The 12924-nt window shown below is 64.0% G+C and carries 11 protein-coding genes and 1 pseudogene; 8 read left to right on the top strand and 4 right to left on the bottom strand.

The features are described from left to right. The first annotated feature begins 78 nt into the window (after nt 1–78). Complete coding sequence (typA, locus tag AC25M7_RS00735; RefSeq protein WP_028688403.1) at nt 79–1899, top strand: translational GTPase TypA; 1821 nt, start codon at nt 79–81, stop codon at nt 1897–1899. A 115-nt stretch (nt 1900–2014) separates the two neighbouring features. Here typA and AC25M7_RS00730 read toward each other — a convergent pair whose 3' ends face one another. Then, nucleotides 2015–2419: a YkgJ family cysteine cluster protein gene (locus AC25M7_RS00730; protein ID WP_028688402.1), complete on the bottom strand. Its 405-nt coding sequence runs from the start codon at nt 2417–2419 to the stop codon at nt 2015–2017. Nucleotides 2420–2617: 198 nt separating this feature from the next. Here AC25M7_RS00730 and AC25M7_RS00725 point away from each other — a divergent pair, with 198 nt between their 5' ends. From AC25M7_RS00725 to AC25M7_RS00715, 3 genes are all read left to right on the top strand, one after another. Beyond that, complete coding sequence (locus AC25M7_RS00725; RefSeq protein ID WP_062362617.1) at nt 2618–5083, top strand: glycogen/starch/alpha-glucan phosphorylase; 2466 nt, start codon at nt 2618–2620, stop codon at nt 5081–5083. Between the two features lie 163 nt (nt 5084–5246). Further along, nucleotides 5247–6257: a class 1 fructose-bisphosphatase gene (locus AC25M7_RS00720; RefSeq protein WP_028688400.1), complete on the top strand. Its 1011-nt coding sequence runs from the start codon at nt 5247–5249 to the stop codon at nt 6255–6257. Between the two features lie 3 nt (nt 6258–6260). Next, nucleotides 6261–6857 carry a DUF924 family protein gene (locus AC25M7_RS00715; RefSeq protein ID WP_486970623.1) on the top strand — a complete coding sequence of 199 codons (597 nt, stop codon included), beginning with the start codon at nt 6261–6263 and terminating at the stop codon, nt 6855–6857. A gap of 122 nt (nt 6858–6979) precedes the next feature. Here AC25M7_RS00715 and AC25M7_RS00710 read toward each other — a convergent pair whose 3' ends face one another. Together AC25M7_RS00710 and AC25M7_RS00705 are read right to left on the bottom strand one after the other, a co-directional pair. After that, nucleotides 6980–7705 (bottom strand): methyl-accepting chemotaxis protein, encoded by a 726-nt coding sequence (locus AC25M7_RS00710; protein ID WP_373875685.1) that lies wholly within the window; start codon nt 7703–7705, stop codon nt 6980–6982. 129 nt (nt 7706–7834) lie between these two features. Next, a pseudogene (locus tag AC25M7_RS00705) lies at nt 7835–8872 on the bottom strand (cache domain-containing protein); the annotation flags it as partial. Nucleotides 8873–9095: 223 nt separating this feature from the next. Here AC25M7_RS00705 and bamE point away from each other — a divergent pair. Then, complete coding sequence (gene bamE, locus AC25M7_RS00700) at nt 9096–9350, top strand: outer membrane protein assembly factor BamE domain-containing protein (protein WP_028688397.1); 255 nt, start codon at nt 9096–9098, stop codon at nt 9348–9350. Continuing rightward, nucleotides 9347–9919: a lipocalin family protein gene (locus AC25M7_RS00695; RefSeq protein ID WP_182321858.1), complete on the top strand. Its 573-nt coding sequence runs from the start codon at nt 9347–9349 to the stop codon at nt 9917–9919. The genes bamE and AC25M7_RS00695 overlap by 4 nt, the downstream gene beginning before the upstream one ends. Before the next feature lie 159 nt (nt 9920–10078). Here AC25M7_RS00695 and AC25M7_RS00690 read toward each other — a convergent pair whose 3' ends face one another. After that, nucleotides 10079–11443 carry a formimidoylglutamate deiminase gene (locus AC25M7_RS00690; RefSeq protein ID WP_182321857.1) on the bottom strand — a complete coding sequence of 455 codons (1365 nt, stop codon included), beginning with the start codon at nt 11441–11443 and terminating at the stop codon, nt 10079–10081. A 144-nt stretch (nt 11444–11587) separates the two neighbouring features. On the opposite strand from AC25M7_RS00690, the gene hutC reads away from it, so the two are divergent. Both hutC and AC25M7_RS00680 read left to right on the top strand, forming a co-directional pair. Then, nucleotides 11588–12298 (top strand): histidine utilization transcriptional repressor HutC, encoded by a 711-nt coding sequence (hutC, locus tag AC25M7_RS00685; protein WP_172402402.1) that lies wholly within the window; start codon nt 11588–11590, stop codon nt 12296–12298. Beyond that, entirely contained in the window at nt 12295–12867 is a 573-nt protein-coding gene (locus AC25M7_RS00680; protein WP_028688393.1) for a HutD/Ves family protein, read from the top strand. Before hutC ends, AC25M7_RS00680 begins: the two co-directional genes overlap by 4 nt. The last annotated feature ends 57 nt before the right edge of the window (nt 12868–12924 follow it).

Genomic DNA, 12924 nt, shown 5'->3' with positions numbered 1-12924 from the left:
CGGGCCCGCTGAGCCTTAAACAGTACATATTGGCCGCCTACACTGGCGGCAACCGAATCCTCTGATCGAGATACAGTTGTGATCGAAAATCTGCGTAACATCGCCATCATCGCCCACGTTGACCATGGTAAAACCACCCTGGTCGACAAACTCCTGCGCCAGTCCGGCACCCTGGAGCGTAACGAGCTCAACGACGAGCGCGTCATGGACTCCAACGATCAGGAAAAAGAGCGCGGCATTACCATTCTGGCGAAGAACACCGCCATCAACTGGAACGGCTACCACATCAACATCGTCGACACCCCCGGCCACGCCGACTTCGGTGGCGAGGTCGAGCGTGTAATGTCGATGGTCGACTCCGTGCTGCTGCTGGTCGACGCCCAGGACGGCCCGATGCCGCAAACCCGCTTCGTGACCAAGAAGGCCTTCGAAGCCGGTCTGAAGCCGATCGTCGTGATCAACAAGGTCGACCGTCCGGGCGCGCGTCCTGACTGGGTTCTGGACCAGATCTTCGACCTGTTCGACAACCTCGGCGCCACCGACGAGCAGCTGGACTTCAAAGTTGTCTACGCTTCGGCCCTGAACGGCATCGCCGGCCTGGACCACACCGAAATGGGTGAGGACATGACCGCGCTGTACCAGTCGATCGTCGACAACGTACCCGCACCGTCTGTTGACCGTGACGGCCCGTTCCAGATGCAGATCTCCGCACTGGACTACAACAGCTTCCTCGGTGTTATCGGCGTTGGCCGCATCGCCCGTGGTCGCGTCAAGCCGAACACCCCGGTTGTTGCCATCGACACCGAAGGCAAGAAGCGCAACGGTCGTATCCTCAAGCTGATGGGCCACCACGGCCTGCACCGCGTCGACGTCGAAGAAGCCCAGGCTGGCGACATCGTCTGCATCAGCGGTTTCGACGAGCTGTTCATCTCCGACACCCTGTGCGCCCCGGATACCGTCGAGGCGATGAAGCCGCTGACCGTTGACGAGCCAACCGTTTCGATGACCTTCCAGGTCAACGACTCGCCGTTCTGCGGTAAAGAAGGCAAGTTCGTCACCAGCCGTAACATCAAGGACCGCCTGGACAAAGAGCTGCTGTACAACGTTGCCCTGCGCGTTCAGGAAACCGATTCCCCTGACAAGTTCAAGGTATCGGGCCGTGGCGAGCTGCACCTGTCGGTACTGATCGAAACCATGCGCCGTGAAGGCTTCGAGATGGCCGTGGGCCGTCCTGAAGTGATCATCCGCGAAGTCGACGGCGTCAAGCAGGAGCCGTTCGAGAACGTCACCATCGACATCCCTGAAGAATCCCAGGGCAAGGTCATGGAAGAGATGGGCCTGCGTAAAGGCGACCTGACCAACATGGTTCCGGATGGCAAGGGCCGTGTTCGCCTGGAATACAACATTCCAGCCCGTGGTCTGATCGGTTTCCGTAACCAGTTCCTGACCCTGACCAACGGTGCAGGCATCCTGACCTCGATCTTCGATCGTTACGACACCATGAAGTCGGGCCAGATGTCCGGCCGCCTGAACGGTGTCCTGGTTTCGGTCGAGACCGGCAAGGCCCTGACCTACTCGCTGGAAACCCTGCAGGCTCGCGGCAAGCTGTTCGTTGAACACGGCCAGGAGATCTACAACGGTCAGATCATCGGCCTGAACAGCCGTGACAACGACCTGGGCGTGAACCCGACCAAAGGCAAGAAGCTCGACAACATGCGTGCTTCGGGCAAGGACGAAGTCATCGCCCTGGTTCCGCCGGTTCGCCACACTCTGGAACAGGCCCTGGAATTCATCCAGGACGACGAGCTGTGCGAAGTGACGCCGAAGTCGATCCGTCTGCGCAAGAAGATCCTCGATGAAGGCGAGCGTACCCGCGCTGCCAAGAAAGCCAAGAACTGAGTCATTAGTTCAGGCTGAATGAAAACGCCCCCGGTCGAAAGGCCGGGGGCGTTTTTGTTTGCCTTGAGAAATTGGGGCCGCTTTGCAGCCCCGGGATTTCACAAGCAAAGCAGGATCAGCGGGTAGCCACCTTGGGCTTGTACGCACAATACCCCGGGCGCGGCCCGATCTTGGGGTGATTGCGGCAGGTATCCGGGCGCTTGTCATAAATGGTGCACAGCCGGCTCTTGCGGTCCAGATAGAGGCAGTCGTCGTTGCTCATCCGGGTCAGGGTGAAGATCCCCGACTTCTGGTTGAAGCGTTCGATGATGCCGTCCTTCTGCAGGCGCTTGGCGATATTCTTCGGCGGCTCGTCCTTCTCGAACTCGTCCACCACGCCGATACGGATCAGATCCTTGATCTTCACCTCCACCGGCAAGGTGCAGCAGGTCGAGTGGCAGCCACCGCACATGTGGCTGGCATAGCGCTGCCAGGTCTCCAGGCGGTCGACTTCGGCGGCGGCGATCAGGGTCGGTTTCATGGTTACGGTTTTATTCTTGCAAGGGAAATCACGGTTTTGGGGCGCGCGATGATACCGGAGTTGTTCAATTTGTGAACAACCTTTTGCCGGTTTCTCCAGCGGTGGATGAAAACCGCGAACCGTCGCTGTCGCTCCGTGTCAGAGCGTCTAGGCTGAACAATCTCCCTGCGCTTTCGCCCATTTGCCCGAGGATGCCCCATGTCCCAGGAAACCGAAGCCCGTGACAAAAAGCACCATAGTGCAGAGGTGGCGGCCTTTCGCGCCGCCGTGCTGGCCAAGCTGACCTACGCGGTCGGCAAGGATCCGGAACACGCCTTCGACCACGACTGGTTCGAGGCCATCGCCCTGGCCGCCCGCGACCACATGGTCGATCACTGGATGGACCATACCCGCCAGGCCTACCGGCGCAGCCAGAAGCGCGTCTACTACCTCTCCCTCGAGTTCCTCATCGGCCGCCTGCTGTACGACAGCCTGAGCAACCTCGGCTACCTGGAGATCGCCCGCGAGGCCCTCGAAGGTCTGAACGTGGACCTGGAGCGCATCCGCCTGCTCGAGCCCGACGCGGCGCTGGGCAACGGCGGCCTGGGTCGGTTGGCGGCGTGTTTCATGGAAAGCATGTCGACCCTGGGCATCGCCGCCCATGGCTACGGCATCCGCTACGAGCATGGTTTGTTCCGCCAGGCGGTGGTCGATGGCTGGCAGCAGGAGCAGACCGAAAACTGGCTGGATTTCGGCAACCCCTGGGAGTTCGAGCGCGCCGAGGTGATCTACCCGATCAGTTTCGGCGGCAGCGTTGAAACCGTGCACGAGGGCAACGGCCAGCAGCGCCAGGTCTGGTCACCGGGCGAAACGGTGCGGGCGGTGGCCTACGACACGCCGGTGGTCGGCTGGCGCGGTTCCAGCGTCAATACCCTGCGCCTGTGGCGGGCCCGGGCCCTGGAAGAGCTGCACCTGGAGCGCTTCAACGCTGGCGACCATCTGGGCGCGGTAGCCGAGGTGGCCCGCGCCGAGAGCATCTCGCGGGTGCTGTACCCGGCCGACAGCACCGAGGCCGGCCAGGAGCTGCGCCTGCGCCAGGAGTACTTCTTCGTCTCCGCCTCGTTGCAGGATCTGCTGCGCCGCCACCTGAACATGCACAAGGATCTGCTCAACCTGCCGGACGCCGCGGCGATCCAGCTCAACGACACCCATCCGTCGATCGCCGTGGCCGAACTGATGCGCCTGTTGGTGGACCAGCACGAAATCCCCTGGGACAAGGCCTGGGCGCTGACCGTCGGAACCTTGGCCTACACCAACCACACCCTGCTCCCCGAGGCCCTGGAAACCTGGCCGGTGGCGCTGATGGAGCGCATGCTGCCGCGGCACATGCAGATCATCTACCTGATCAACGCCTACCATATCGATGCCCTGCGGGCCAAAGGCCTGCATGACTTCGACGTGCTGCGCGCGGTGTCGCTGATCGAAGAGGACAATGGCCGGCGGGTGCGCATGGGCAACCTGGCGTTTCTCGGTTCGCACAGCGTCAACGGCGTGTCGGCGCTGCACAGCAAGCTGATGAAGAGCACGGTGTTCGCCGAACTGCACAAGCTCTACCCGCAGCGGATCAACAACAAGACCAACGGCATTACCTTCCGTCGCTGGCTGTACCAGTCCAACCCGCAGCTCACGGCGATGCTGATCGAGGCGCTGGGCCCCGAGGTACTGGACGATCCGGAAGGCAAGCTAAAGGGGCTGGCGCCGTTTGCCGACAAGGCCACCTTCCGCAAGCAGTTCGCCGCCCAGCGCCTGCACAGCAAGCGCGCCCTGGCCAGCATCATCCAGGACCGGCTGGGGGTGACGGTCAATCCGGAGGCGCTGTTCGACGTCCAGGTCAAGCGTATCCATGAGTACAAGCGCCAGTTGCTCAACCTGCTGCACACGGTGGCGCTGTACCAGGCGATCCGCAATGACCCCAGCACCGACTGGGTGCCGCGGGTGAAGCTCTTTGCCGGCAAGGCGGCGGCCAGTTATCACCAGGCCAAGCTGATCATCAAGCTGGCCAACGACATCGCCCGGGTGGTCAACAACGACCCCACGGTGCGTGGCCTGCTCAAGGTGGTGTTCCTGCCCAACTACAACGTCAGCCTGGCCGAGAGCATCATCCCGGCGGCGGACCTGTCCGAGCAGATCTCCACCGCCGGCTACGAGGCGTCCGGTACCAGCAACATGAAGTTCGGACTCAATGGCGCGCTGACCATCGGCACCCTGGATGGCGCCAATGTCGAGATGTGCGAGCAGGTGGGCGCCGAGAACATGTTCATCTTCGGCCTGACCGCCCAGCAGGTGGAGGCACGCAAGCGCAGCGGCGATTTCGGTGCCGCCGCGGCGATTGCCGCCTCCCATCGCCTGGGTGATGTGCTGCAGGCGATCCGCAGCGGGGTGTTCTCGCCGGACGACCCGGCGCGCTATGCCGGATTGGTGGATGGATTGATCGCCTATGACCGCTTTCTGGTATGCGCCGACTTTGATGCCTACTGGGACGCCCAGCGACGGGTCGAGGAGCTGTGGCACGCCCCGCAGGACTGGTGGCGCATGGCGGTGCTCAATACCGCGCGGATGGGTTGGTTCTCGTCGGATCGGACCATCCGCGAGTATGCCACCGAGATCTGGAAGGCGTTGGATTGAGGTCCATCGCGGGGCAAGTCGGGCCGCCGCGATGGCTTAAACCGACCACCGGCCGGCAGCTTGCTGAACTCAACCCCACCCGACGAGTCTCTTTGCTCGCTAGCCCGCCACTCTCCCTGTAAACTGCGGGGGTTTTCTCCCCCTATTCCTTTCGGAGCCATACATGTCCCGCGTTACCCTGAGTCGCTATCTGATTGAGCAGACCCGCAGCAACAATACCCCTGCCGATCTGCGCTTCCTGATCGAGGTGGTGGCGCGTGCGTGCAAGGAGATCAGCCACCACGTGTCCAAGGGCGCCCTGGGCGGCGTGCTGGGCAGCATGGGCACCGAAAACGTCCAGGGCGAAGTGCAGAAGAAGCTCGACGTGATCTCCAACGACATCCTGCTCGAGGCCAACGAGTGGGGCGGCCACCTGGCCGGCATGGCGTCCGAAGAGATGGACAACGCCTACCAGATCCCGGGCAAATACCCGAAAGGCGCCTACCTGCTGGTCTTCGACCCGCTGGACGGCTCGTCGAACATCGACGTCAACGTTTCGGTCGGCACCATCTTCTCGGTACTGCGTTGCCCTAACCAGTACCTGAGCCAGAACGAAAGCCTGAACGAGAATGCCTTCCTGCAGCCAGGCACCGAGCAGGTTGCCGCCGGTTACGCCATCTACGGCCCGCAGACCATGCTGATCCTGACCTTGGGCAACGGCGTCAAGGGCTTCACCCTGGACCGCGAACTGGGCAGCTTCGTCCTGACCCACGAGAACATCCGCGTTCCGGAAACTACCGCCGAATTCGCCATCAACATGTCCAACCAGCGTCACTGGGAGGCCCCGGTGCAGCGCTACGTGGGCGAGCTGCTGGCCGGCGAGACCGGTCCGCTGAAGAAGAACTACAACATGCGCTGGATCGCCTCGATGGTGGCTGACGTGCACCGTATCCTGACCCGTGGCGGCCTGTTCATGTACCCGCGCGACGCCCGCGAGCCGAGCAAGCCGGGCAAGCTGCGCCTGATGTACGAGGCCAATCCGATGTCGTTCATCATCGAACAGGCCGGTGGCGCGTCCACCAACGGTTACGAGCGCATCCTCGACATCAAGCCGCAGAGCCTGCACCAGCGCGTGTCGGTGATCCTCGGCTCGAAGGAAGAGGTCGAGCGCGTCACCGCCTACCACAAGGAGTAAGTCATGCTCGCACCTTGGCAGCCGTTGCTGGAGTGGTGGTTCGGTTGGGGCACGAGTGCCCAGGCCGTGGCTGACGAGAAGAACACGCTGTGGTTCGGCAAGCATCACGACGCCGATGCCCAGGCGCTGTTCGGCGACCTGGTCGAGCAAGCCCTGGCGGGTGGGCTCGACGAGTGGCAGCAGAGCCCCCAGGGCTGGCTCGGGCTGCTGCTGCTGCTGGATCAGTTGCCGCGCATGATCTATCGCGACACGCCGCGTGCCTTCGAGGGCGACCGGCGTGCCCAGGTGGTGGCCATGCAGGGTCTGCAGAAGGACTGGGACTATCAGCTGCTGCCGATCCAGCGGGTGTTCGTGCTGCTTGTGCTGGAGCATGCCGAGGTGCTGGACTGGCAGAACCTGTGCGTCGAGCGTTACCAGACCTTGCTGGACGAGCAGCCCGAGGCCAACCGCCGGTTGTTCGAAGGCTTCCTCGACTATGCCGAGCAGCATCAGCGGGTGATCGCCCGCTTCGGGCGCTTCCCGCACCGCAACCTGGTGCTGAACCGCCCGAGCACCAGCGAGGAGATGGACTTCTTGCTGGAGCCGGGTTCCCGCTTCTGAATAGCCGGGCCTGCTGCGCGGGCCTTTCGCGACACGAGGCCGCTCCTACAGGGAATCGCATCCCCCTGTAGGAGCGGCCTTGCACCGCGATGGGCCGCAAAGCGGCCCCCAGGGCCTTCGAATCAGATCCTGAAACTCCCCACCAGATGCTTCAACCGCTCGACCTGATGTTCCAGGTCGGTGCAGGCACGCAAGGTGCTCTGCAGGTTCTGCACCCCTTCCTGGTTCAGCGTATTGATCTCGGTGATGTCGACATTGATCGACTCGACCACGGCCGTCTGCTCTTCGGTGGCGGTGGCCACCGACTGGTTCATGCCGTCGATCTCGCCGATGCGCTGGGTGACGCTGCCCAGGCGTTCGCCGGCCTGGTTGGCGATGCCGACGCTGCGGTCGCTGTGCTGCTGGCTCTGGTTCATGGTGCTCACGGCCACCTGGGCGCCGGCCTGCAGCTCTTCGATCAGGCGCTGCACCTGCTGCGCCGAGTCCTGGGTGCGGTGGGCCAGGTTGCGCACCTCGTCCGCCACCACCGCGAAGCCGCGCCCGGCCTCGCCGGCGCGGGCGGCCTCGATAGCGGCGTTGAGCGCCAGCAGGTTGGTCTGCTGCGAGATGCCGCTGATCACATCGAGGATCTGGCCGATGTTCGCCGTATGGTTGTTCAGCGTCTCGATATTGCCGCTGGCGTCGCTGATGCGCGCCGACAGTTGGTTCATCACGTCGATGGTCTCGCCGACCACCTGCTGGCCTTCCTCGGCCAGGCCACGGGCGGCGCTGGAGTGCTGCGAGGCGAGGGCGGCGTTCTGGGCGATTTCCTGGGCGGCGGCGCCGAGCTGGTTGATCGCCGCGGCCACGCTGCTGGTGCGGCTCGACTGCTGGTCGGCGTTGTGGATCGAGGCGTTGGAGGCGTTGACCACCTGGCTGGCCACGGCATTCACCTGGCCGGTGGCCGAGGCCACTTCGCGGATCGACTCGTGGATCCGCTCGACGAAGCGGTTGAACGACTGCGCCAGGCTGCCGAACTCGTCCTGGGCGTGGATGTTCAGGCGTCGGGTCAGGTCGCCCTCGCCCTCGGCGATATCGCGCATGGCACGGCCCATTACGTGCAGCGGCTCCATCAGCACGCGGATCAGCAGGCCGAGCAGGGCGATGATCACCACCACCGCGATCAGCGTCGCCACCAGCGCCGAGGTGCGCAGCTCGCCGAGCATGGCGAAGGCCGCGTCCTGGTCCAGCACCAGCGCCACGTACCAGTCCGCCGACGGCACGCCGTCGACATGGGTGAAACTGATGAACTGCCGGCGGCCTTCGACCTCGACCTCTTTCAGGCCGCTGCCGATGCGCAGGTCGTTGCCGGGGTAGACATCGGCCAGGGTCTTGAGCGCCAGCTCGCCCTTGGGATGGATGAGCACCTTGCCTTCGCCGTTGACGATGAAGGCATGGCCGCGACCGCCGAAGTCCAGGGTGTTGATCAGGTTGCTGATGGTCTGCAAGTCGGTGTCGACACCGCTCACACCAATCATGCGCCCGCCCTGTTGCACCGGGGTGGCCAGGGTGATCACCAGCTTGCCGGCCGAGACCGAGATGTACGGCTCGGTGACGATGGTCTGGCCCGCCGCGCTGGCCGCCTTGTACCAGCCGCGCACGCGCGGGTCGTAGTCGGCGGCGCGGTTGCCCACCGGCACCGACTGCATGCTGCCGTCCTGGCCGCCGAAGTAGGTGAGGATGAAGTTGGCGCTGTACACCGGCAGCGCCAGGATGCGCTCAAGGCTGCCCTTGGCCGGGCCGTCGACGGCGATCTGCTGGGCCACCGAGTTCACCAGCTGGATGCGGCTGTCGAGCCAGGTTCGGATGTTGCCCGCGGTCAGGTTGCCCAGTGACTGCAACGTCGATTCGGTGTCGCTGCGTAGCGACTGGCGCTGCCGGTAGTCGTTGAACAGAACGAAACAGGTAAAGGCGACGGCCACCACGAGGGCGGCGGCCAGCAGGATCTTGTGGCTGAACTTGAGGTTCTTGGTCATTTTTCTTGGAATCTGCGCACGGGCACGAAGGGGAGGGGTGCGGCAAAAGGCCACACCACCGCTCTATGTCGACGCGCAGGAATAAAACATTAATCGTTTGCGCGCCAGGCGACCAACGGCGCACAACGAAACCTGGCCTGCCAGGGAACCACGGAGCCTTTTTCCCTTCTAAGCTCCCTGCAGGCCCTCGTACCTGCGTATCCACCTCCAGGAGTGTCCCTTCATGTCGTTGCGTTCCCTCGCCCTGTTGTCCTTGTGCGTCGTCCTGACCGCCTGCAGCAAGATCAACCAGGAAAACTATTCCAAGCTCAAGGCCGGCATGAACAAGGCTGAGGTCGAGCAACTGCTCGGTTCGCCCAAGGAGTGCTCCGGCGCGCTGGGCATGAGCAGTTGCACCTGGGGTGACGAGAAGAGCTTCATCAGCGTGCAGTACGCGGCGGACAAGGTCCTGATGTATTCCGGGCAGGGCCTCAAATGAGGCGTCTGCACCTGCTGCTGGGCGTGTGCCTGGTGATGCTGCTCGGTGGCTGCGCCACCTCGGCCACCGACCCGCTGGCGCCGAAGACCGCAGGTGCGGTCGACCTCAAGCGTTACCAGGGCAAATGGTTTGAACTGGCGCGTCTGCCGATGAAGTACCAAGATGGCTGCGCCCAATCCGAAGCCCACTACAACCTCAAGCCCGACGGCACGGTCGGCGTGCTCAACCGCTGCCGCACCCTGGGCGATGAGTGGCTGCGCGCCGAAGGCCATGCCACGCCGCAGGAGGCCGGGCACACCGACAAGCTGTGGGTGGAGTTCGACAATTGGTTCACCCGGCTGGTGCCCGGCGTGGCCAAGGGTGATTACTGGATTCTGTTCGTAGACGAACGCTACCGCACGGCGATTGTCGGCAGCCCGGATCGCAGGTACCTGTGGATTCTTTCACGTACGCCTTCGCTGCCGGCCTGGGAGCGCGAGAACCTGTTGGCCAAGGCGAGGCAGCAGGGGTATGACACCAATCGGTTGATCTGGCGCACGCCTGACAAGCAGATTGTCGTCCGGCATTGAGCAGCAGACTGACGCGGTCCCTGTAGGAGCGGCCTTGTGTCGCGATAGGGGTGCGAAGCGCCCCCAGGATTTCAGTGTCAATGCACATATCGCCGGGGCCGCTATGCGGCCCTTTCCGACCGGCCCGACGCCTCGGCAAGGCCGCTACAGAGCCGGCGTTCAGGCTAGAAGCTGGCGCAGGGCTGTCGCAAACGCCACCGCGCTTTCCTCTTCCTGCCCATGACGCCCCTGGCGCACCACCCACTGCCCGTTGACCATCACATCGCGCACCTGGCGGTCGCCGCCGGCGAACAGCCAGCGGTTCAGGATCGCATCGCCTTCGGCCACGGCCAGGTATGGATCCTGCCCATCGAGCACCAGCCAGTCCGCGCGCTTGCCCACGGCGAGTTCGCCGATCGGCTGCCCCAGCGCCTGGGCACCGCCCATCAGCGCGGCATCGTAGAGCGTGCGGCCCACCATTGGCTGGTCGGCGCGATACAGCCGGTTGCGGCGCTGGTCGCGCAGGCGCTGGCCATACTCCAACCAGCGCAACTCCTCGACCACGCTGAGCGACACATGGCTGTCCGAGCCGATGCCCATGCGTCCGCCCTGGGCCAGGTAGTCCACCGCCGGGAAGATTCCATCGCCCAGGTTCGCCTCGGTGGTCAAGCAGAGCCCGGCCACCGCGCCGCTGCGGGCCATGGCGGCGACTTCGTCGGCTTCGGCGTGGGTGGCGTGTACCAGGCACCAGCGCTGATCCACCTCGACATGCTCGTATAGCCACTGCAGCGGACGGCGGCCACTCCAGGCCAGGCAGTCATCGACTTCCTTCTGCTGCTCGGCAATGTGGATATGAATAGGGCAGGCCGCATTGCTGGCGCCCAGCACATCGGCGATCTGGCCCGGCGTCACCGCGCGCAGGGAATGGAAGCACAGCCCCAGTGCTTGCGCCGGTTGTTGCGCTAGCAAGGGTGCAAGCTGCTGCTGCAGGCGCAGGTACTGCTCGGTGGAATTGATGAAACGTCGCTGACCGTCGTTGGGCGCCTGGCCACCGAAGCCGGAATGGCTGTACAGCACCGGTAGCAAGGTCAGGCCGATACCGCTGGCGCTGGCGGCGGCGCTGATGCGGCGCGACAGCTCGGCAGGGTCGGCATAGGCCTGGCCATTCTGGTCATGGTGCACGTAATGGAACTCGGCCACCGAGGTGTAGCCGGCCTTGAGCATCTCGATGTACAGCTGGCGGGCGATCACCTGCAACTGCTCCGGGGTGATCCGGCCGACCAGGCGGTACATCAGCTCGCGCCAGGTCCAGAAGCTGTCGTTGGGATTGCCGGCCACTTCCGCCAGCCCTGCCATGGCCCGCTGGAACGCGTGCGAGTGCAGGTTGGGCATGCCCGGTAGCAACGGCCCGGCCAGGCGCTCGGCGCCATCGGCGCTGGCATCGGCCTCGATCGAGGCCAGTCGGCCGTCGGCGGCGACCTCCAGGCGGACATTGCGGGCCCAGCCCGAGGGCAGCAGGGCGCGTTCGGCGAAGTAGGCGGACATCGGTGAAATCCTGTTATTGTTAACTTGTATATACATATGCAGCCGTTTGCCTGCCGGGTAAACTCCGGCAAGCTACCGTTCACTCCAACCGCACAAGGATTCAACGCCGTGCCGACACCTCCTGTCTCCGCGCTGGTTGCCCAGATGGGCGAAGGGCCGGCGCCGCTCTACGCCCGGGTGAAACAGATGATCATCCAGCAGATCGAGAGCGGCAGCTGGCCGCCTCATCACCGGGTGCCTTCCGAGAGCGAACTGGTCAGCGAGCTGGGCTTCAGCCGCATGACCATCAACCGCGCCCTGCGCGAACTGACCGCCGAAGGCCTGCTGGTGCGCATGCAGGGCGTCGGCACTTTCGTCGCCGAGCCCAAGAGCCGCTCGGCACTGTTCGAGGTCAACAACATCGCCGACGAGATCGCCGGCCGTGGCCACCAGCATAGCTGCCAGGTGATTACCCTGGCCGAGGAGGCCGCCGGTTCCGAGCGCGCCCTGGCCCTGGACATGCGCGAAGGCCAGCGGGTGTTCCATTCGCTGATCGTGCATTACGAGAACGGCGTGCCGGTGCAGATCGAGGACCGCTACGTCAACGCGGCCATCGCTCCGGATTACCTCAAGCAGGATTTCACCCTGCAGACGCCTTACGCCTATCTATCGCAGGTCGCGCCGCTTACCGAAGGCGAGCACGTGGTCGAGGCCATCCTCGCCGAGCCTGAAGAATGCACGCTGTTGCAGATCGAGCGGGGCGAACCTTGCCTGCTGATCCGCCGCCGCACCTGGTCGGGGCGCCAGCCGGTGACCGCCGCGCGCCTGATCCACCCCGGTTCCCGCCATCGCCTTGAAGGACGATTCAGCAAATGACTCAGTTGCAGTTGTTGCGCGCCCGGGATTATCCGCGCATGCCCTGGAAGAACGGTGGTGGCTTCACCGAAGAGATCACCCGCGATGCCGGCGACAGCCTGGACGGTTTTGGCTGGCGCTTGTCGATTGCCGATATCGAGGAGTCCGGTGGCTTTTCCAGCTTTGCCGGGTACCAGCGGATCATCACCGTGTTGCAAGGCGACGGCATGCGGTTGCTGGTCGATGGCCAGGCCAGCCGGCCGCTGCTGCCGTTCGATGCGTTTGCCTTCAGTGGCGAGAGCCAGGTCAGTTGCAAGCTGCTGGGCGGGGCGATTCGAGATTTCAATCTGATCTACGCGCCGCAGCGGTATCGGGCTCGGTTGCAGTGGTTCGATGGCGGCAACCGCGTGTTCAGTTCGGCGTCGACGCTGTTGCTGTTTGCCGCCGGCACTCATGTCGAGGTGAGGTTGGCTGGGGAAGAGACGCAGCAGCTTGGGCGGTATGACTGCCTGCGGATCGATGGCAACGAGGGGTTGCTGGAAATGGATATGCAGGGGCGATTCTGCCTGATCGAACTCACTTCGCGTTGAAATAACTGGGGCCGCAAAGCGGCCCCAGTTATTTCAGCCGCTCAGCGGACAGGTCTG

It is taken from the genome of Pseudomonas sp. P106(2024) (assembly GCF_057480815.1).
This window is presented reverse-complemented; position numbering and strand designations above follow the sequence as displayed.